Raw genomic sequence first — 17,298 nt, 5'->3', positions numbered from 1 at the left:
TGCTGCTAGAAGAAGTCCTTCACAGGCAGCGGCGTGCTGTTGACCTCATAGACACCGATCGCCTGCGCTTTGTAGGTTACCGGGCTATGCGGCCGTCTCGAGCGAGGCATGCTCCACGCCGCGTCGCGCCTAGCATACCTTGCTGTGCAGCTGCGTCCTCCGACACGTCTGTTGTTTTATTCTCCGGCGGCTTGTTTCGAGCCCCGACATCAATACCATATCGCTCAAGCTGTTGAAGATATGGAAAATTGCGTGGCAGATAGTTCAGCAAACGTGATCGATTTCAGCGCCTATCGGGCGCGCAAGACTGCAATTCGCGAGTCGAGCGCTCCGTCGGGGCAAGTCAATTTCTATCAGGGAGCGGTCTATTGGTTCTGGCCGATGATGGTCTGGATGCCAGTCCCGATGGACGCAGCCGCTTTGACAAATCGGGACGCTTTGTGAGCGACGGCAGATTGAGCCCTGTTGCTGACGACCAGCTTCACCATCTAGCTGTGCCCGACATGCCAACGGATCTTCCGGCGATTGTCGGTCGCAATGTGCGGCGCCTGCGAACCCGTCGTGGAGATTCGCTGGAGCGGCTTGCGAAGCAGTCAGGCGTAAGCCGCGCGATGCTCGGCCAGATCGAGACCGGCAAGAGCGTGCCGACGATCGGGCTGTTGTGGAAAGTCGCGAATGCGTTGAATGTCCCGTTCGCAAATCTGCTGCATTCCGAGGCGCCGCGTGGATCGGTGGTGTTGCGGCGTTCGGAGGCGAAGCTGCTCACATCGAGCCAGGGGCAGTTCAGTTCGCGTGCTTTGTTTCCCTTCGAGGGAAATCACGAGGTCGAATTTTACGAGCTCAAGATCGCAGCTCTGCATCGCGAGTCGGCAGAGGCGCATGCGCCTGGAACTCGTGAGAATCTGGTGGTCGTTAAGGGCGTGGTTGAACTTACCGTAGGAGCGGAGAAGCCGCAGACCTTGGCCGAAGGCGACGCCGTCCTGTTCGAGGCGGACGTACCGCATGTCTACCGAAACCTCGTTGCGAGCGAGGCCGTGCTCTATCTCGTCATGACCTATGCGGACATTGCGTCGTAGCAACCTGACCGCAGAAACGAAGATGGCGAGCTGACAAAGCCAGCCCGCCATCTCTGTCAGTGAAAAGTCGCGATCAGGCCGCGGTCTTCATCGGCATGCACATCATCATCATGCCGCCGCAGTTCATCATCATCGGCATACCCATCTGCATCATGCTCATCATGTTCTCACAGCACTTCATGAACATGTCCTTCATGGCGGGATCCATCGGCATCATTTCGCAGGTCATGCCGTTGGCAGTCATGGTGCACTTCATCTGGCAGCCCATCATCGGCATGCCACCCATCATCATCGGGTTCATCATGCCACCGGCCATCATCGGGTTCATCATACTACCCGACATCATCGGATTCATCATGCCGCCCATCATCATAGGCATCGGCATCATTTGCATTGCTGCGTTCATTGTCAGTCTCCAATTCATTCGGCAGAAACGATCTGTCCTGCCTGCTGTTGGGAGACTAAACGTGCTGACATTAGGTTCAATTGGAGAATGTCCTGCCGTCGCGCTTTTATCCAAGAAGACGGCCGGACGGCTATCCCAATGGCGAATGTGTCCGTGATATTGGATATTCGATTGCTATAGCAGACGTCGGTATACTGTAGTCGGGTCCTTCAGCGCGATAAGACGACTGGATCGCCCCGTTGATTCGATCTGCAAATCGGGACGACGCGGCGGCGTCTGTGCGTGCAGGATTGATGCCTGTACCCGCGCGACCAAGCGCGATGCGATGCGCTTCGATGAGCAGTCGGAATGCTGCGTCAATCGCCGGATTACGGCATGTCTCTTTTAGAAATTTGGCTGACGCGATCAAGACTTCCTCTTTTTCGCCAGCGCCTTTGCATCGCAGGCGAAGTCGCTACAACTGGCGCCAGTTGATGATGATGGATGAGGCATCATTGCCCGGCATCATGCGAGCGGAGCTGCATCTATGTCCCGACTTCCGTTGCTTACCATCGAGAACGCCCCGGATGCTGCGAAGGCTGGCTTGCAGACCGCTCAGATCAATAACGGCTTTCTTCCCAACCTTGTGCGGTTGCTCGCCAATGCGCCGGCCGCGCTGGAAACCTATCAAACCGTGTCTGCCATCAATGCGAGGAGCGGTTTGAACCTCGCCGAACGCGAGGTCGTGCAGATCACGGCGGCGGTAACGCATGGATGCGGATTCTGCGTCGCCGGGCATACGGCTATCGCCTACAAAAAGGCGGGGCTTTCGGAAGCGGTCGCCGAAGCGCTGCGCGACGGCCGAAAGGTTCTGGATGATCGGCTGAATGCCGTCGCCGATTTCACCCGCGCCGTCATTCGGAGCCGCGGTGCGGTTTCCGACGCCGAGGTAAAGGCTTTTCGCGCCGCCGGCTTCACCGATGCCAATGCTCTGGAGGTCGTGCTTGGCGTCAGCCTCGCGACACTGTGTAATTTCGCCAATAATCTCGGACAACCACCGCTTAACGACGAGTTGCGTCCCTACGCCTGGACGAACGCGTCGGCAGCTGCGGCCGAATAGTCCGCCGGGCCTGTATCGATGGTGCAACTTCCAACCGAACTGAAAAGCTGGATCGCGTCCAACGCCGATGATCTCGATGAGCGAGCGGACGGCGCGGCGAGCATTCTGCCGCGGCTTGCGGACGCGGATGTGCTGCGCATCGGCGTGCCGCGCGCGCAAGGCGGCCTGGGCGGACACATCAACGATGCCGTCGGAGCGATCGCCGCTGTATCCAGCCATTCTCTGGCAGCGGGTTTCGTGTTCTGGGGGCATCGGACATTCATCGAATATCTGCTGCAGAGTCCCAACGAAAGGCTGCGGGACAGACTGCTGCCGGACCTGCTGTCGGGGCGCCGCGCGGGCGCAACCGGGCTCTCGAACGCGATGAAGTTCCTGTCGGGCGTGGAGGCGCTCCAGATCAAGGCAGCAGTGCAGGACGGCGTGCGCACCGTCACCGGAAAGCTGCCTTGGGTGACCAATCTGCGTGCGGCGGGCTTCGACGTCGCGGCAGCAGTGCAGGGCGAAGGCGGATCGACGCCGTTCGTCGCCAGCCTGTCGTCGGACAGCGCGGGGGTGAGGCGCTCGCCCGATCTGGCATTGATGGGAATGCGCGCCAGCAGCACGGCCGCTGTCGACCTCAACGGCGTTCGCGTGAGCGAAGATGACATTATCCATCCCGATGCCGGCGTGTGGCTGCCGCAGGTCCGTCCGGCATTTCTCGGTCTGCAATGCGCCATGTCCATCGGTCTTGCGAAGCGTTCGCTGGCGGAGACTGAGCTTAGGCTCAACAAGAATCGCGACGTACTTGCAGCTGACGTCGACGCGCTGTCGCGCGACCTCGATATCGCGGAAGGGCAACTGGCGGCAGGATTGCTCGATGCACGCTTCATCGCGGCGCCAGCCCCGCTTTTCCGGATTCGGCTGCAACTCGCTGCCATTGTCTCAGGGGCCGTGCAGCTTGAGCTCGCCGCGTCCGGCGGCCAGGCCTATCTGTCGGAGCCCGGCCGGTCGTTCCAGCGTCGTCTGCGCGAGGCGGCCTTTGTGCCGATCATCACGCCGAGCCTGGTGCAGCTCAAGACGGTGCTGCGCGAACACGAGCGGCGTCAAGCGATCGTCGAAACCGCATGACGCAGGCCTTGCTGCAAGCCGCGGATATCGCGCTCCGCTATTCGCTGGCGGGCGAACACGTGCTGCATGACTTCAGCCTGTCGCTTCACGCCGGTGAGACCGTCAGCATTCTGGGGCCGAGTGGGGTGGGGAAATCCAGCCTGCTGCGTGTGCTCGCAGGTCTGATGCAGCCGGCCGGCGGGACGGTACAGGTGCACGGGAAGCCGTTGAACGGCGCGCATCCACGCGTCGCGATGGCGTTTCAGGATCCGAGCCTGCTGCCGTGGCTTTCGCTGGAGCGCAACGTCGCTTTCGGTCTCGACTTCAAACATCAGCCTCAGATATCGGCGTCCGAGCGTCGTGCGCGTGTGGATGCCGCCATCGACGAGGTTGGTCTCGGCCATGCCCGCCGCCTTTACCCGGATCAACTGTCCGGCGGCATGGCGTAACGTACAGCGCTCGCCCGCTGCCTTGCGCGCACGCCGGAAATCCTGCTGCTCGACGAACCATTCGGCGCGCTCGACGAGGTCACGCGGGAGGAGATGCAGCATCTGCTGCTTAAAGTCGTGCGCGATCACCAGACGGCGGCCGTCCTCATCACACACGACATCGACGAAGCGCTGCTGCTGTCCGACCGGATCATCCTGCTCGGCGGCGCGCCCGCGCGTCAGGTCGGCGACTGGGTGATCGAGCTACCGAAGCCGCGCGACGAGTATGTCGCAGAACTCGGCGCCATCCGGATCGACATTCTTAAGGCCTTGAAAGGTGCATCGCGCCGCAACTGAAATGAGGTAACCGCATGTCCATGGATCAGTTCTCGCGCCGCGAACTCATCAAACTGTCGGCGCTGTTCACCGCGGCGGGGGCGCTTCCGTTGCTGCGTGCCTATGAGGTGAGGGCGCAGGAGGCTGATGCGCCGGTACGCATCGGCTATCTCCCGATCACCGATGCCACGCCGCTGCTGGTTGCCCACGGTAAAGGTTATTTCGAAGCCGAAGGCCTTAAGGCCGAGAAGCCGGTGATGCTGCGCAGCTGGGCCCAGGTGCTGGAAGCGTTCATCTCCGGCCAGGTGAACGTTGTTCACCTGCTGTCGCCGATGACGGTGTGGGCACGTTTCGGCAGCCAGGCGCCGGCCAAGGTCGTGGCCTGGAATCATACCGGCGGCTCCGGCCTTAGCGTCGGGCCACAGATCAACAGCGTCAAGGAACTCGGCGGCAAGACTGTCGCCATTCCGTTCTGGTACTCGATCCATAATGTGGTTCTGCAGGCGCTGCTGCGGGAAAACGGTCTGACCCCGGTGAGTAAGCGCACGGGTCAACCGCAGGCCAACGAGGTCAATCTCGTCGTCATGGCGCCGGCGGATATGGTGCCCGCGCTCGCGTCCAATCAGATCGCCGGCTTTATCGTTGCCGAGCCTTTCAATGCTACGGCCGAGACGCTCGGCGTTGGCAAGATCCTGCGTTTTACCGGCGACGTCTGGAAGGATCACGCCTGCTGTGTGGTCTTCATGCATGAGCGCGATCTGCAGCAGCGGCCCGAATGGTCGCAGAAGGTCGTCAACGCGATGGTCAAGGCGCAACTCTGGACCCGCGAGAACCGCGCTGAGACCGCGGCGCTGCTGTCCAAGGAGGGTGCCCAAAAGTACACGCCGCATACGACGGCAGTGCTGGAGAAGGTTCTCTCGCCGCCCGAAGCGGATAATGCCGCCTATCTCAAATCCGGCGCGATCCGGAACGCGGCGTGGCGCGAGCGACGTATCGATTTCCAGCCCTATCCGTTTCCGAGCTATACCGAGGAGCTGGTGCGCCGGTTGAAGGATACGCTGATCGAAGGCGACCGCGCGTTCCTCGACAGGCTCGATCCCGCAACCGCGGCACGGGAGCTTGTGGATGACCGCTTCGTCAAGGCTGCGGTGACCGCAGCAGGCGGCATGGCCGCGTTCGGGCTACCGGAATCGTTCACGCGAACGGAAGTGGTCGTCGCGTGACGAGCAGCCTGGAGGCCGGCATCGCGCCGGTCCGACACGATGCGCAAAGCGGTGACGGGAGCAGGCGACGCTGGTCCATCCGCGCTGCGCGTTCGCGTTGGACTGTGCGGCTATCAACAGTCTTGCTGGGCACTAGCGGGTTGATTGTCCTGATTGTCCTGTGGTGGATCGGGACGGATCTGCTGACTCCGAAAGGGAGTTTCGTGCGTCATTTCGCGCCGGGCACAGCGTTCGCCAGTCTGCTGATGCTGCTGACGCAATCTGACCTGTCGATCCATCTGCTCGTGAGTTTGCGCCGTGTCCTGGTCGGCCTCGGGCTCGCGCTATTGATCGGTGTGCCGATTGGCCTTGCGGTGGGCCGTTCGCAACGTCTCGATGCAGCGACGTCGCCGGCGTTTCAGTTTCTGCGGATGATCTCGCCACTGTCCTGGATGCCGATTGCGGTCATGGTGTTCGGGATCGGCGATCGTCCCATCTACTTCCTGCTCGCGTTTGCAGCCGTCTGGCCGATTCTGCTGAACACCGCGGAAGGCGTGCGACGGCTTGAACCGAATTGGCTACACCTTGCCAGCAGCCTGTCGGCGACCCGTTGGGAGACGCTGCGTCATGTCATCATTCCGGGCGTCCTGGGGCATATCCTGGCCGGATTGCGGCTCGCCATCGGCGTCGTGTGGATCGTGCTCGTGCCCTGCGAAATGCTCGGGGTGTCGGCGGGAGTGGGTTATTTCATCCTCGATACGCGCGATCGGCTCGCTTACTCCGAGTTGATGGCCATGGTGCTCATGATCGGATTGCTTGGCTTTCTTCTCGACGCGGCAGCGCGCGCGCTGATCCGGCTCGCCGCGCCCGGCCGCATGCGCGTACCGGCATGACGGCATCACACGAGATCGAAGGGTCGAACGGTTCGATCCCCCATTTTTGGAAGCAACCGGGCAGCCATCGAGGAGTTTATAAATGTCGCAGAATCCGAAAGCCATTTTGCGGGTCGTCGAAACGCCCTTGTACGACAGTCACCCAGATGGATTGTCCTTCTTTCATACCGACGCACCGGCCCTTAGCTCCGATCCTTGCGGCCATGCGGGAGGCGCGCATGACTGATGTTGATGTAACAACGCCGCCGATCGGTCGCCGTCTCGACGCCATCGATCGCAGGATTCTCACCTTGATCCAGGAGAACTCGTCACTGTCGGTTGCCGATATCGGAGATATCGTGGGGCTCTCTGCGACGCCCTGCTGGAAGCGGATCAAGCGGCTGGAGGGCGATGGAGTCATCGTCGGCAAGGTTGCCCTGGTCGATCCATCCTCGGTCGGTCTGGATATGACAATATTTCTCGATGTCCAGAGCGACGATCATTCGGAGGCTTGGCTCAGGAAATTCTCGTCGGTCGTCAAGGATATGCCGGAAGTGGTCGCTTGCTATCGCATGGCGGGAGACGTGGACTACTGCCTTCGCATCGTCGTCAGCGATGCATCCGAATTCGAGGAATTCCATCGTCAGCTTAACGCACTGGTGCGGATCAAGTCGACGCGGCCGCATTATGTGGTCAAGACATTGAAGTCGTCGACTTCGCTGCCCATCGCACCCGAGCCGGCTCAACGCTGACACGTCATGAGCGTTCGAAATGTTGATGGTGCGCGCAGCTCAGAGGAGACGCTGTGGGCCGCCTATGTGGCCAGCAAGGTAAGGGCCAGCGCTGCCACGGTACTATCACCGACCTGGTGTTCATCCTGCCAAAGACGGATGACAACGATGCTGCGCGTCAAAATGAGGCCGCTATTGCGCCCACGAGATCATATGCGCGCCGCATGCCGTAAACTGCCACGAACAGGAATGCAGGGATGAGGCCCGGCAACAAAGCCGTCCAGCCCGAGAATGACTGCCGCAAAATCGGCGGGTGGTCGCTCATCCCAATTGCTCCTCTGGATCACCTGCAGTAGCGTCGGACCCCGAATGTTGCCTGGCAGCCAAGCACGTAAGATCCCGGGTTACGCGACGTCGGAACTAGAACGGGCGTACCGGAACCGCGCCGAATACGATGGCGGCGATCAACGCGAGAGAGCTGTAGACGGCGACGTTGTGAAACCTTACCGCGACGCGGTTCGACGACGAACGGGCACGAAGATGCAAGCGGGCTTCGGCTGATAGATCTCGCACGGTCTTTCTCCAATCGATCATCCGTCTATTTCAAGGCAGGTTGCTCCCGCGTTCAAGCGGGCGGAGAAAATAGCGATACGCGCTCTGTCTGTGGTGCAGTCAGCGGTTCAGAATTCTCCGCGCTGCCGGTTCCGGACAGTTTTATTCGCCTTCCTTGCGCAGTCTTAGAGGCGACGTCTCGGCACAGAGACCGCGCGGCTCGGTACGGCGGCCAACTCGCGCTCCGCAGGGTATAGTCGAATTCTGCGGGGGCGGCCTTGCGCGACGAGAGCCGCTCGCCAACTAATTCGGTGCCAATGCGTGTTCGCTCTGATATTCATGGAGCGTGGTAGACTGTTGATCCGGACGGAGAAGCAGAAGCAGGCGCCGCTTCAGACGCGCGAATTCAATCTCGGTGACGATATCAGCCGGCCGCGGCCGCGAGAATGGCACTCGTAGATCCTCGACGATCCGCCCAGGGCGCCGGCTCATCACGATCACGCGGTCGGCGAGAAACAGCGCCTCCTCGATATCATGCGTGACGAAGATCAGCGTGGTGGGGCGTTCGGTCCAGATGTCGAGTAGCAACTCGTGCATCATCGATCGGGTTTGGGCATCGAGCGCGCTAAACGGCTCATCCATCAAAAGTACGCGCGGCTGGTTGATGAGTACGCGCGCAATTTCGACACGCTGCTGCATGCCACCTGACAATTGTGACGGATAAAACTCCTCGAAGCCGGATAGCCCGACCAGCGCGAGCAATTCGTCCGCGAGCTGCCGCCGCACAACCTTGCCGATGCCGCGCATCTTCGGCCCGAAGCAGACATTCTCACGCACCTTTTTCCAAGGGAACAGGGTGTGCTGCTGGAACACGATGCCGCGATCCGGGCTCGGGCCGGTAATCGCCTGTCCGTCCACGGTAAGGCTGCCGCCGCTGTTTGCTACGTGCCCCGCCAGCGCGCCGAGCAGGGTGGACTTGCCGCAGCCCGACGGCCCCAGGATGCAGACGAACTCGCCGGGCGCGACAGAGATGTCGAGACCGGCGACCGCCTCGGAGGCATCGTCGCCATGACCAAGCGATATCGATGCGTCCTCGATCGCAATTCGTCCGAGGCCGACGCCGTGGCCGTTAACCCGCGGTGCCTTCATCGCGCCACCATCGGGCTTCGCCAGGGCATCAGGACATGTCCGAGCGTCGTCAGCAGCCAGCTGCTGCCCATGCCGAACAAGCCGATCACCAGCATGCCGACGATGATGTCAGCGTAATTCTGCAAGGTGTAAGATTCCCACGTGTAATAGCCGATGCCGAACTGGCCGGAGATCATCTCCGCCGTCACCAGGCAGAACCACGATGTTCCCATGCCGATCGCAAGGCCCGTGACGATGCTGGGCGCCGCGCCCGGGAGTACGATCTCCCACAGAATAGCGGCGCGGCTGCCACCGAGGCTGCGCGCCGAAGCGACCAGGCGGCGATCCACATTGGCAACGCCGTGAATGGTATTGAGCACGATGGGAAACAGCGCGCCGATGAAGGTAATAAAGATCATCGACAGTTCCGAGGACGGAAACATCAGGATCGACAGCGGGATCCAGGCGACCGCGGGAATCGGGCGCAGCAGTTCCAGTGGCGGCAGCAGTACGTCGCTCGCTGCACGCGACCGGCCGATGGCAAAGCCAAGCAGAATCCCCAAGAGTGCCGCGACCCCGTAGCCGGCAAAGACGCGTCCGAGGCTGCTGCCGAGATGCGCCAGCAGCTTGGGTGACTGTAGCAGCACGATCAGCGACTGCAGGACCTCGGTCGGGGGCGGTACGTTACGAAAGGTGACGATCCCGAGATTGAGGCGCAGAGTGGACGCCACCTGCCAGAACGCAATGCAGGCCAGGATCGATCCCACCTGCACCAGCAGGCGGCCCACATGCATGCCGCCTGATCCCGTCGCCGTTGCCATCAGCGGCTCACCACCACGGCTTCACGCGCGCCGGCGAAATCGACCACCCGGCTGCCCTTGGCCGCGGCCCATTTTTCGGCGGCGCCGCGCGACAGGAAGGCGCCGAGTTCGCCATTGGCCGCGCGCACGAACCAGGCCTGCTGCGCGAACAGCTTGATGCCACTTTCGCGGTCCTGCGCGTAGAGGACCCGCGCGCTCTTGCCGTCCTTTTCCAGTGCCGCCAGCGCCTTCAGGGCGTTCTCGGGCGATGCATAGTGCCGCACCAACGGTTCGTCCTTGACCCAGATCTGCGCGACCCGGCTGACATCGGTGATCTCGGCACCGGTCAGGGCGTCCTTTGCCTTCAGCGCGAGCTGGGCGTAATCTTTCAGCTCCGTGTCGTAGTCACGCCCGGCCTTAACGAAGGCCGCGCGGATATATTTGTCCGTGACGAACTTGTCGATATCGAGATCGCCATCGGCGCGCTTGAGCAGCTTCAGCGTATCGATGGAGGTTTGCACCGCCTGGCGATATTCAGGCTTCCAGGTCAGGCCGCGCGTCTGCAGCCCGAGCGGGCCGTGGAACAGATAGTTCACCTCGGCCTCGATGCCCGTCACCTTGGCGATCAGTTCGCTGTATTTCTCCGGCTCGGCGGCGAACAGGCGATCCGCCTCGATGCTCGCGCTCAGATAGGCCTGCACGATCTCCGGATACTTCTCCGCATATTCGGCATCGACCAGCGCGCCATGGAAGGTCGGCGCATCCACCTGCGAGCCGTCGAAGATCTTGCGGGCGAAGCCGCGCCACGGGAACAGCTCGGCGAACGGCACGAAATCGGCATGGGCCTCGATCTTGTTGGTTTGCAGCGCGGGGCCTGCGACTTCCGGCGCCTGGGTGATGATGTTGACGTCGGTCTCGGGATTCCAGCCCTGCGCCTTGATCGCCCGTAGCAACATGCCGTGCGACGTCGACGCAAACGGCACCGAGATGGTCTTGCCCTTCAGGTCGGCGATCGATTGCGCGGGCGAACTCGTCGGAACGACGATGCCATTGCCGCTCCCTTTGGTGCTGCCGGACAGTGTGGTGATGAAGAGGCTGCGGCGGCCGGCCTTCTGGAATGCGACGCCATTGAGCGAACCCGGGAAATCCGCCATCGCGCCGAAATCGAGCTTGCCGGCCACCATCTCGTTGGTGAGCGGCGCCCCGCTGGTGAAGTTCTTCCACTGGATGTCGTAGCTGACGTCCTTGTACTTGCCGTCGCGGGGTAGATACTTCTCGAGCAGCTTGAGCTCGCGCACGATCAGCCCACCGGTGGCACAATTGATTGTCGTATCCTGCGTGCCGAGTGCGACGCGAATGGTCTCGGCGCTCGCCGTTCCAGCCCACGCCATCGCAAAGGCCGCGATAATCCCCAATCCAAATCGTTTCATGGCATGTCCCCTTGTTATCCGAGTGGTCGGATACGCTCCGGCCGGATGTTGAACCGGTGCACGATGCCACTGAAGCAATTAGTTGCGAGCGTGCTGGCGTCACAGGCGAGCGAACATGACGCGGCGTTGCGCCCGCGAGGGCCGTCGAAAATATCTTGCAGGAGTTCGATGCATTACAGACGAATCCTCTCGTGCTTCGTCGATCCGCGCATCAGGCGTTTCAAGTCGATCTGGAGATGCTCAAAAGAGTGGACTTCCTCTGCGCCGCACCATTAGCCTTGCTTCAAGACCTTCAGCACAAGTGAAAATGCGATGACCAGCCTGAAAGCGCTTTCGGACTCTCGTGAGGCGTATCTTCCCGCAACCGCCGTGACCTTGCGTGGCAGGCACGCATGCCGGACATCACCGTCTTCCGCGGGCATTGCATCCGGTCGCTCGATCACAACCGCGCCAGCTGTGCGGCAGAGCGATCTGTCGGCGCTGTTCATGAGCGAGACGATCGACGACCTGAACGATGGCGCCCATTTTCTCGACCGCCTCACGGTGGAGGAGCGCGCGCAGATCCGCGAGAGCGGACGCCAGTTCACGGTGCGGCAAGGCGAGGCGATCTTCAGCCAGGGCGCGCATCATCAGGGAATTTTTATCATCGAACGCGGCCAGGTGCGTGTGTTCTACACCGCGCCGACCGGACGCGAGATCACCCTGGCTTATTGGACGCCCGGCCACTTCATCGGTGGTCCAGCGATTTCCGGCGGCGGTACCCATATGTGGTCCGGCGTCGCCATTGAGGATTGCGATATCACGCATCTCTCCAGCGCGACACTGCAGGCGCTGCTGCTGCGCATGCCCACTTTCGCGTTGGCGCTGATCGACGGGCTGGTCGCCAAGGGAAAATGCTATTCGTCCATGGCGCAGATGCTGGGCACGCGCTCGGTGATCGAGCGCCTCGCGCAATACATCCTCAACCTCTCGGAGCTCTATGGCGTGGCTGATGGCGACGCGGTCGTCATCAACCGCAAGGTGACGCACGACCAGATCGCGGCGATGGTGGGCTCGACTCGGCAGTGGGTCACGATGATGCTGAAGCGGTTCCACGCCAAGCGCATCGTCTCCATCGATGGCGGCGTTATCCGCATCCACCGCCTCGACCAGCTCGAACAGATCTTGCTGAAGGATTAGCGATCAGACTGTCGGAAGGCGACTGAGTGCCCAGGCCACCGTTTTGCGCACGTCTGGATCGGGATCGGCGGCATGCGCAGCGAGCGGCGCCTGCGCGCTGATATCGCCGATGTCGCCCAGGGCTGCGGCAGCTTCCTTGCGCAGAGAGGGGAGGGGATCGTCCAGAATGCCGAGAATGGCCGGGACGGCATCCCGCGCCTTTAGCTTGCCGAGGCATTGCAGCGCCTTCTGGCGTACCTGCCAGAACGTGTCACCGAGCGCGCCTTTCACGGCCGCGGCAGCCGAAGTCTCGCCGATCCGGCCGAGCGTTTCGGCCGCAGCGGCGCGCACCTGCCAGGCGTCGTCGGCGAGCGCGCCCGAAGCCGCCTGCGCAGCAACCGCATTGCGGGCAAAGGACAGCGCGTTGACCGCAGCGAGCCGCACCTGCGCATCGGCATCGCGCGCCGCACTGATCAGCGATGGCAGGGTCTCGTTGCTCTTGAGATAGCCGATCACGCCGACTGCCTGCACGCGCACGGCAGCATCGGCGTCCTGCAACGCCGAGATAGCTGGGCCAAGGGCGATAGCACTCCGCAGCTCCTTCAGTGCTCTAAATATGGCTTCGCGAACAAAGGCCGACTGGTGCGACACCAGCGGCAGCAGGGCTGCATCGGCCGCGGTATCGCGCAGTTCGGCGAGGCTCTCTGCGGCGGCCGATGCGACGTCACGGTCGGCATCCGTCACGCCGCGCACCAGCGCCTGCGCGACCGAAAGCCCATCAAACTCGCCGAGCGCACGCGCCGCCTGCAGCCTAACCTCGGGTGCCGTGTCGCTGATGGCCGCTACCAGATGAGGCACGGCCTCGTCACTCGCCGTCTCGGCGATCTCGATCACCGTGAGGCGGCGTACCGAGGCATCAGGACTCTGCAGATTTTCTGCGATCTCGGCGACGTCACTGAAGGATTCGAATGCAGACATGTCAGCGCAACAGATAGGGAATGTTGACGGTCACCGCGCCGGTCGGGCAATCGGTCTCGCATGGCATGCAGTACCAGCACTCGTCATACTTCATATAGGCCTTGCCGGTGAGGTCGCTGATCCGCAGCACGTCCAGCGGACAGACATCGACGCAGACCGTGCAGCCCTTATCGGCGATGCATTTGACATCGTCCACGACGACGGGCACGGTGGTGGGTGCATAGGCAATGGGCATAGATGCTCCGTCTCAGGCGTGCTGGCGTATGCGCTGGCGATCATAGGCGTCGCGTTCGCTCTCATCGATCGGGACGAGATAGGGCTCGACGGCACGCTTCTCGGCAGTCATGCGCCCGTCGCGCTTGCTGAGGATGCTGTGGCAGAACCAGTCTTCTTCGTTCTTCTCGGGATAATCGACGCGGTTGTGATAGAGGCCCCAGCGACTTTCGGTGCGGAACAAGGAGGCGTAAGCTGCCATGTCGGCGCAGTCGAGGATCGACGACACTTCCAGCGCGCGCATCAGCTCGTGCGAGTCGCGCACCACCATCGCATTGTCGAGATCGTCGCGCACTTCGGCGAGACGCGCCTGGCCGATCTGCATCTTGGCGGTGACTTTCGGCGGCTGCAGGTAATCGTTCACGAGGCGCCGCGCCTTGTATTCGAGCTGGTTCGGCGGAATGCCGTCGTCACGCTGCGTCGGCGCCAGCACGCGTTCCTGCTCGCGCACGACATCGTCGCGGTCATAATCGGGGACGTCGACTTCGGCGGCGAAATCCACCGCATGTTCGCCGGCCACCGCGCCATTGGTGAAGGCGCCGAGCATGTAGTTGTGCGGCACGCTCGCCATGTCGCCCGCCGAATAAAGACCCGTGACGGTGGTACGCGCAAATTCGTCGACGAACACGCCCGAGGCGCTATGGCCCGAACACAGGCCGATTTCCGAGATATGCATCTCGATCATCTTCTCGCGATAGTTGGTGCCGCGGTTCTCATGGAACCGGCCGCGTGACGGCCGCTCGACCTTGTGCAACACCGCCTCGATCTGGCCGACGGTGTCGCTGTGCAGATGATTGAGCTTGAGGAACACGGGGCCCTTGCCCGACTGCAGTTCGTTGTAGAACTCCTGCATCATCTGGCCTGACCAGTAGTCGCATTCGATGAAGCGGTTGCCCTCGCTGTTCGCCGTATAGGCGCCGAACGGACCGGCCACATAGGCGCAGGCCGGGCCGTTATAGTCCTTGATCAGCGGATTGATCTGGTAGCATTCGATATTCGCGAGCCCTGCGCCGGCATGATAGGCCATCGCATAGCCGTCGCCCGAATTGGTCGCATTCTCGTAGGTGCCCCAGAGATAGCCGGACTGCGGCAGGCCGAGACGGCCGGCGGCGCCGGTGCACAAGATTACGGTCTTGGCGCGCAGCACCAGGAATTCCGCGCTGCGCGTATTGACGGCGATGACGCCGGCGATGCGGCCGTCCTTCGCCGTCAACAGCCGCGTCGCCATGTAGCGGTTGGAGATCAGCACCTTCTCGCGGCGCAGTTGGCGATACAGCGCCTTCTTGACCGTCTCGCCGTTCGGCATCGGCAGCACATAGGAGCCGAGATGGTGAACCTTCTTGACGTCGAAATCGCCATTCTCGGTCTTCTGAAACTTGATGCCGAAACTGTCCAATTCCTGGATGACGTCGAAGCAACGCGAAGCATATTTGTAGACGGGCGCCTGATCGCAGATGCCGTCATTGGCGATGGTAATTTCCTTGGTGTACTGCTCCGGCGTCGCAAAGCCCGGCACGACGGCATTGTTGAGCCCGTCCATTCCCATCGCAATGGCGCCCGACCGCTTCACATTGGCCTTTTCGAGCAGCACCACGCGCGCCTTGGGATTGCGGCGTTTGGCCTTGTAGGCAGCCATCGGGCCGGCGGTGCCGCCGCCGATCACCAGCACGTCGCATTCGATTTCCGACAGGCCCTGCTTGATCTCGTCCATCGCCTGTTCCTTACGCTGCCTGGCCGGCGAGTTCGCGCAGATACACCCACGGATAGATGCCGCGATCGTGCCCGTCGGAGAAGAATAGCCGCAGCGCATAGTTGCCGATCGGCTCGACACTCTGCATGCGAAACGCCGGCGGCAGTATCAGCTCCACGCCCTCGGCATGGCGCCGGATCTCGCTCGCCGCCCGGCTGGCCTGGCGCAGGGTCACTGCATCCAGGCGACTGGTTTCGCCGTCGTCCCAGGTGACGGCGAGAATGGTGTCATCTTCGATCAATGCGACTTCGGTCGGTTGCATGTGCAATCTCCAGCTTCGCATCGATCTGTAACCGTCGGTCGCGGACACGGCTCGCAATAAATTGCTTTCTGCGCGGCGTCGGGCAGATCAGGCAGCTGGTTCCGCCAGTTTGCGCTCTTTCTTGTTCCCGGCCGCTCCGCGCAGCGACTTCTCAACCCCATACCAGGGCAGCAGGCGGCGTACGGCGCCTTCGAACAGAAAATCGGCGACCACGCCCATGATGCCGAGCACAATCAGGCCAACGAACATGTAGTCGACGCGAAACACCTGCTGCGACATCTGGATGAGATAGCCGACGCCGAATGCAGCGCCCGCGAGTTCGGAGGCGACCAGCAGCACCAGCGCGACCGACAGGCTGACGCGCAGGCCGGCAATGATGAATGGTAGGGCGCCGGGAATGACGACAAAGGCGAATTTGCGCCAGCCCCGCGCTCCGAGGCTCGCCGCGGCGCGGCCGAGCAACGGATTGGTGTCGCGCACCCCGAGATAGGTATTGACCCAGACAGGGAAGAACACACCCCAGGCGATCAGGAACACCTTGGACAGTTCGCCGATGCCAAACCAGAAGATCGCGAGCGGCACGAAGGCCAGTGCAGGGATCGCGCGAAACATCTGCACGAGAGGATTGATGGTTGCGTTCAGCAGCGGCAGTTGCGCCATCGCGACGCCGACTGCAATAGCGAGGACCGAGCCGACAACGAAACCGAGCAGCGAGCGCCACAGGCTGGCGCCGAGATGGCGTAGCAATTCGCCGGATGCCAGCAGCTCCCAGCCCGACAGCACGATGGTAGTTGGCGCGGGCAGCATGATGTTGTTGACGAGGCCGCTGCGGCTGATCGCCTCCCAGACCGCAAAGAAGCCGACGGTGCCCAACGCGCCTGCGACGGTGTTTTGCTTCAGCTTGAATGCCATCGCCTATTCTGCCGTGTCGAGACCGATGGCGCGGGCCACATGGTCGTAGAGTTCGTTGAAGGCCGGCGAGGTGCGCCGCCGCGGCCGTTCGAGATCGACGGCGATATCCTCGACCACGCGGCCGGGATTCGGTGACATCACGATCAGCCGGGTGCCGAGCACCAGCGCTTCGGCGATATTGTGCGTGACGAACAGGATCGTCTGCGCGCTCCGCTGCTGCAGGTCGATCAGCCTTGTCTGCAGTGAAGCCCTGGTCATGGCATCCAGCGCGGCAAAGGGCTCGTCCATCAGCAGCAGTGCCGGCCGCGTTGCCAGCGCGCGAGCGATCGCTATCCGCTGCTTCATGCCGCCGGACAGTTCGAACGGATATTTGTCGCCGGCCTCCGGCAGTCCGACCTGGCGGAGCAGATCGCTGGCGACGGCATCGCGCTCCGCGGCCGGGCGCCCGGCCATGCGCAGGCCGAAACCCACATTGGCCTTCGCGGTCAGCCACGGAAACAGCGAGTAGTCCTGGAACACGACGCCGCGCTCGGGACTCGGCCCGGCGATCGCATAGTCGTTGATCAGCACCTCGCCATGCGACGGTTGCACGAACCCGGCGAGGATATTGAGCAGCGTGGTCTTGCCGCAACCGCTCGGGCCGAGGACGCAGACGAATTCGCCGGGCTGGATGGTCAGCGACACCCGGTCAAGCGCGACCGTGCGGCCGCGACCGGAGTCATAGACATGTCCGAGATCGTGACAGGCGATCAGCGGCCGCTGGACCGCGGATGCCGTGGAAACGTCCACTCTCACATTCATGCGACGACTCCGGTGACG

21 protein-coding genes are annotated in these 17,298 nt (G+C 62.2%); 10 read left to right on the top strand and 11 right to left on the bottom strand.

Annotated elements, in window-relative coordinates; translation table 11 throughout:
• The first annotated feature begins 108 nt into the window (after positions 1-108).
• Both HP556_RS01845 and HP556_RS01840 read left to right on the top strand, forming a co-directional pair.
• Positions 109-444 carry a hypothetical protein gene (locus HP556_RS01845; RefSeq protein WP_175365701.1) on the top strand — a complete coding sequence of 112 codons (336 nt, stop codon included), beginning with the start codon at positions 109-111 and terminating at the stop codon, positions 442-444.
• Positions 445-503: 59 nt separating this feature from the next.
• Positions 504-1,076 (top strand): helix-turn-helix domain-containing protein, encoded by a 573-nt coding sequence (locus HP556_RS01840; RefSeq protein ID WP_175365700.1) that lies wholly within the window; start codon positions 504-506, stop codon positions 1,074-1,076.
• A 73-nt stretch (positions 1,077-1,149) separates the two neighbouring features.
• Here the strand turns inward: HP556_RS01840 and HP556_RS01835 are convergent, their stop codons facing one another.
• Positions 1,150-1,482 (bottom strand): hypothetical protein, encoded by a 333-nt coding sequence (locus HP556_RS01835; protein WP_210269028.1) that lies wholly within the window; start codon positions 1,480-1,482, stop codon positions 1,150-1,152.
• A gap of 526 nt (positions 1,483-2,008) precedes the next feature.
• Between HP556_RS01835 and HP556_RS01830 the strand changes: the two genes are divergently transcribed.
• The 7 genes from HP556_RS01830 (at position 2,009) to HP556_RS01805 (ending at position 7,257) form a co-directional block, all read left to right on the top strand.
• Entirely contained in the window at positions 2,009-2,581 is a 573-nt protein-coding gene (locus HP556_RS01830) for a carboxymuconolactone decarboxylase family protein (RefSeq protein WP_175365699.1), read from the top strand.
• 18 nt (positions 2,582-2,599) lie between these two features.
• A complete protein-coding gene (locus tag HP556_RS01825) occupies positions 2,600-3,688 on the top strand; it encodes an acyl-CoA dehydrogenase family protein (protein ID WP_175365698.1) in 1,089 nt (362 codons plus the stop codon).
• A complete protein-coding gene (locus HP556_RS30160; protein WP_246297323.1) occupies positions 3,685-4,116 on the top strand; it encodes an ATP-binding cassette domain-containing protein in 432 nt (143 codons plus the stop codon). The genes HP556_RS01825 and HP556_RS30160 overlap by 4 nt, the downstream gene beginning before the upstream one ends.
• Before the next feature lie 93 nt (positions 4,117-4,209).
• On the top strand, positions 4,210-4,452 hold the full coding sequence (locus tag HP556_RS30155; protein ID WP_246297321.1) for a hypothetical protein: 243 nt from the start codon (positions 4,210-4,212) through the stop codon (positions 4,450-4,452).
• 14 nt (positions 4,453-4,466) lie between these two features.
• Positions 4,467-5,654, top strand: a complete 1,188-nt coding sequence (locus tag HP556_RS01815) for an ABC transporter substrate-binding protein (RefSeq protein WP_175365697.1) — start codon at positions 4,467-4,469, stop codon at positions 5,652-5,654.
• Positions 5,655-5,794: 140 nt separating this feature from the next.
• Positions 5,795-6,526: an ABC transporter permease gene (locus HP556_RS01810; RefSeq protein ID WP_246297319.1), complete on the top strand. Its 732-nt coding sequence runs from the start codon at positions 5,795-5,797 to the stop codon at positions 6,524-6,526.
• A gap of 218 nt (positions 6,527-6,744) precedes the next feature.
• Positions 6,745-7,257, top strand: a complete 513-nt coding sequence (locus HP556_RS01805) for an Lrp/AsnC family transcriptional regulator (RefSeq protein ID WP_175365695.1) — start codon at positions 6,745-6,747, stop codon at positions 7,255-7,257.
• Between the two features lie 157 nt (positions 7,258-7,414).
• Here the strand turns inward: HP556_RS01805 and HP556_RS30070 are convergent, their stop codons facing one another.
• The 4 genes from HP556_RS30070 to HP556_RS01790 all read right to left on the bottom strand — a co-directional run bounded on the left by HP556_RS30070 (position 7,415) and on the right by HP556_RS01790 (position 11,146).
• The gene (locus HP556_RS30070) at positions 7,415-7,561 is read right to left on the bottom strand and encodes a hypothetical protein (RefSeq protein ID WP_210269027.1); all 147 of its coding nucleotides are present in this window, start codon (positions 7,559-7,561) and stop codon (positions 7,415-7,417) included.
• 530 nt (positions 7,562-8,091) lie between these two features.
• Positions 8,092-8,937, bottom strand: coding sequence for an ABC transporter ATP-binding protein (locus tag HP556_RS01800; protein ID WP_175365694.1), 846 nt, complete (start codon positions 8,935-8,937; stop codon positions 8,092-8,094).
• A complete protein-coding gene (locus HP556_RS01795; RefSeq protein WP_175365693.1) occupies positions 8,934-9,737 on the bottom strand; it encodes an ABC transporter permease in 804 nt (267 codons plus the stop codon). The genes HP556_RS01800 and HP556_RS01795 overlap by 4 nt, the downstream gene beginning before the upstream one ends.
• Positions 9,737-11,146 (bottom strand): ABC transporter substrate-binding protein, encoded by a 1,410-nt coding sequence (locus tag HP556_RS01790; protein ID WP_175365692.1) that lies wholly within the window; start codon positions 11,144-11,146, stop codon positions 9,737-9,739. The genes HP556_RS01795 and HP556_RS01790 overlap by 1 nt, the downstream gene beginning before the upstream one ends.
• A 486-nt stretch (positions 11,147-11,632) precedes the next feature.
• Here HP556_RS01790 and HP556_RS01785 point away from each other — a divergent pair, with 486 nt between their 5' ends.
• Positions 11,633-12,325, top strand: coding sequence for a Crp/Fnr family transcriptional regulator (locus HP556_RS01785; RefSeq protein ID WP_246297317.1), 693 nt, complete (start codon positions 11,633-11,635; stop codon positions 12,323-12,325).
• 3 nt (positions 12,326-12,328) lie between these two features.
• Here the strand turns inward: HP556_RS01785 and HP556_RS01780 are convergent, their stop codons facing one another.
• The 6 genes from HP556_RS01780 to HP556_RS01755 form a co-directional block, all read right to left on the bottom strand.
• A complete protein-coding gene (locus HP556_RS01780; protein ID WP_175365690.1) occupies positions 12,329-13,282 on the bottom strand; it encodes a HEAT repeat domain-containing protein in 954 nt (317 codons plus the stop codon).
• A 1-nt stretch (position 13,283) separates the two neighbouring features.
• A complete protein-coding gene (locus HP556_RS01775; RefSeq protein WP_175365689.1) occupies positions 13,284-13,517 on the bottom strand; it encodes a 4Fe-4S dicluster domain-containing protein in 234 nt (77 codons plus the stop codon).
• 12 nt (positions 13,518-13,529) lie between these two features.
• Entirely contained in the window at positions 13,530-15,266 is a 1,737-nt protein-coding gene (locus HP556_RS01770) for a fumarate reductase/succinate dehydrogenase flavoprotein subunit (RefSeq protein WP_175365688.1), read from the bottom strand.
• 10 nt (positions 15,267-15,276) lie between these two features.
• Positions 15,277-15,567 (bottom strand): gamma-butyrobetaine hydroxylase-like domain-containing protein, encoded by a 291-nt coding sequence (locus HP556_RS01765; RefSeq protein ID WP_175365687.1) that lies wholly within the window; start codon positions 15,565-15,567, stop codon positions 15,277-15,279.
• A gap of 87 nt (positions 15,568-15,654) precedes the next feature.
• Positions 15,655-16,479: an ABC transporter permease gene (locus HP556_RS01760; protein WP_175365686.1), complete on the bottom strand. Its 825-nt coding sequence runs from the start codon at positions 16,477-16,479 to the stop codon at positions 15,655-15,657.
• A 3-nt stretch (positions 16,480-16,482) separates the two neighbouring features.
• Entirely contained in the window at positions 16,483-17,280 is a 798-nt protein-coding gene (locus HP556_RS01755; protein ID WP_175365685.1) for an ABC transporter ATP-binding protein, read from the bottom strand.
• Between the last annotated feature and the right edge of the window lie 18 nt (positions 17,281-17,298).

It is taken from the genome of Tardiphaga robiniae (assembly GCF_013359755.1).
GTDB lineage: Bacteria > Pseudomonadota > Alphaproteobacteria > Rhizobiales > Xanthobacteraceae > Tardiphaga > Tardiphaga robiniae.
This window is presented reverse-complemented; position numbering and strand designations above follow the sequence as displayed.

Excerpts from the sequence above, each read along its gene's own strand:
- HP556_RS01845 (WP_175365701.1), top strand. The coding sequence starts at position 109 with ATGCTCCACGCCGCGTCGCGCCTAGCATACCTTGCTGTGCAGCTGCGT.
- HP556_RS01840 (WP_175365700.1), top strand. The coding sequence starts at position 504 with ATGCCAACGGATCTTCCGGCGATTGTCGGTCGCAATGTGCGGCGCCTG.
- HP556_RS01835 (WP_210269028.1), bottom strand. The coding sequence starts at position 1,482 with ATGAACGCAGCAATGCAAATGATGCCGATGCCTATGATGATGGGCGGC.
- HP556_RS01830 (WP_175365699.1), top strand. The coding sequence starts at position 2,009 with ATGTCCCGACTTCCGTTGCTTACCATCGAGAACGCCCCGGATGCTGCG.
- HP556_RS01825 (WP_175365698.1), top strand. The coding sequence starts at position 2,600 with ATGGTGCAACTTCCAACCGAACTGAAAAGCTGGATCGCGTCCAACGCC.
- HP556_RS30160 (WP_246297323.1), top strand. The coding sequence starts at position 3,685 with ATGACGCAGGCCTTGCTGCAAGCCGCGGATATCGCGCTCCGCTATTCG.
- HP556_RS30155 (WP_246297321.1), top strand. The coding sequence starts at position 4,210 with ATGCAGCATCTGCTGCTTAAAGTCGTGCGCGATCACCAGACGGCGGCC.
- HP556_RS01815 (WP_175365697.1), top strand. The coding sequence starts at position 4,467 with ATGTCCATGGATCAGTTCTCGCGCCGCGAACTCATCAAACTGTCGGCG.
- HP556_RS01805 (WP_175365695.1), top strand. The coding sequence starts at position 6,745 with ATGACTGATGTTGATGTAACAACGCCGCCGATCGGTCGCCGTCTCGAC.
- HP556_RS30070 (WP_210269027.1), bottom strand. The coding sequence starts at position 7,561 with ATGAGCGACCACCCGCCGATTTTGCGGCAGTCATTCTCGGGCTGGACG.
- HP556_RS01800 (WP_175365694.1), bottom strand. The coding sequence starts at position 8,937 with ATGAAGGCACCGCGGGTTAACGGCCACGGCGTCGGCCTCGGACGAATT.
- HP556_RS01795 (WP_175365693.1), bottom strand. The coding sequence starts at position 9,737 with ATGGCAACGGCGACGGGATCAGGCGGCATGCATGTGGGCCGCCTGCTG.
- HP556_RS01790 (WP_175365692.1), bottom strand. The coding sequence starts at position 11,146 with ATGAAACGATTTGGATTGGGGATTATCGCGGCCTTTGCGATGGCGTGG.
- HP556_RS01785 (WP_246297317.1), top strand. The coding sequence starts at position 11,633 with ATGAGCGAGACGATCGACGACCTGAACGATGGCGCCCATTTTCTCGAC.
- HP556_RS01780 (WP_175365690.1), bottom strand. The coding sequence starts at position 13,282 with ATGTCTGCATTCGAATCCTTCAGTGACGTCGCCGAGATCGCAGAAAAT.
- HP556_RS01775 (WP_175365689.1), bottom strand. The coding sequence starts at position 13,517 with ATGCCCATTGCCTATGCACCCACCACCGTGCCCGTCGTCGTGGACGAT.
- HP556_RS01770 (WP_175365688.1), bottom strand. The coding sequence starts at position 15,266 with ATGGACGAGATCAAGCAGGGCCTGTCGGAAATCGAATGCGACGTGCTG.
- HP556_RS01765 (WP_175365687.1), bottom strand. The coding sequence starts at position 15,567 with ATGCAACCGACCGAAGTCGCATTGATCGAAGATGACACCATTCTCGCC.
- HP556_RS01760 (WP_175365686.1), bottom strand. The coding sequence starts at position 16,479 with ATGGCATTCAAGCTGAAGCAAAACACCGTCGCAGGCGCGTTGGGCACC.
- HP556_RS01755 (WP_175365685.1), bottom strand. The coding sequence starts at position 17,280 with ATGAATGTGAGAGTGGACGTTTCCACGGCATCCGCGGTCCAGCGGCCG.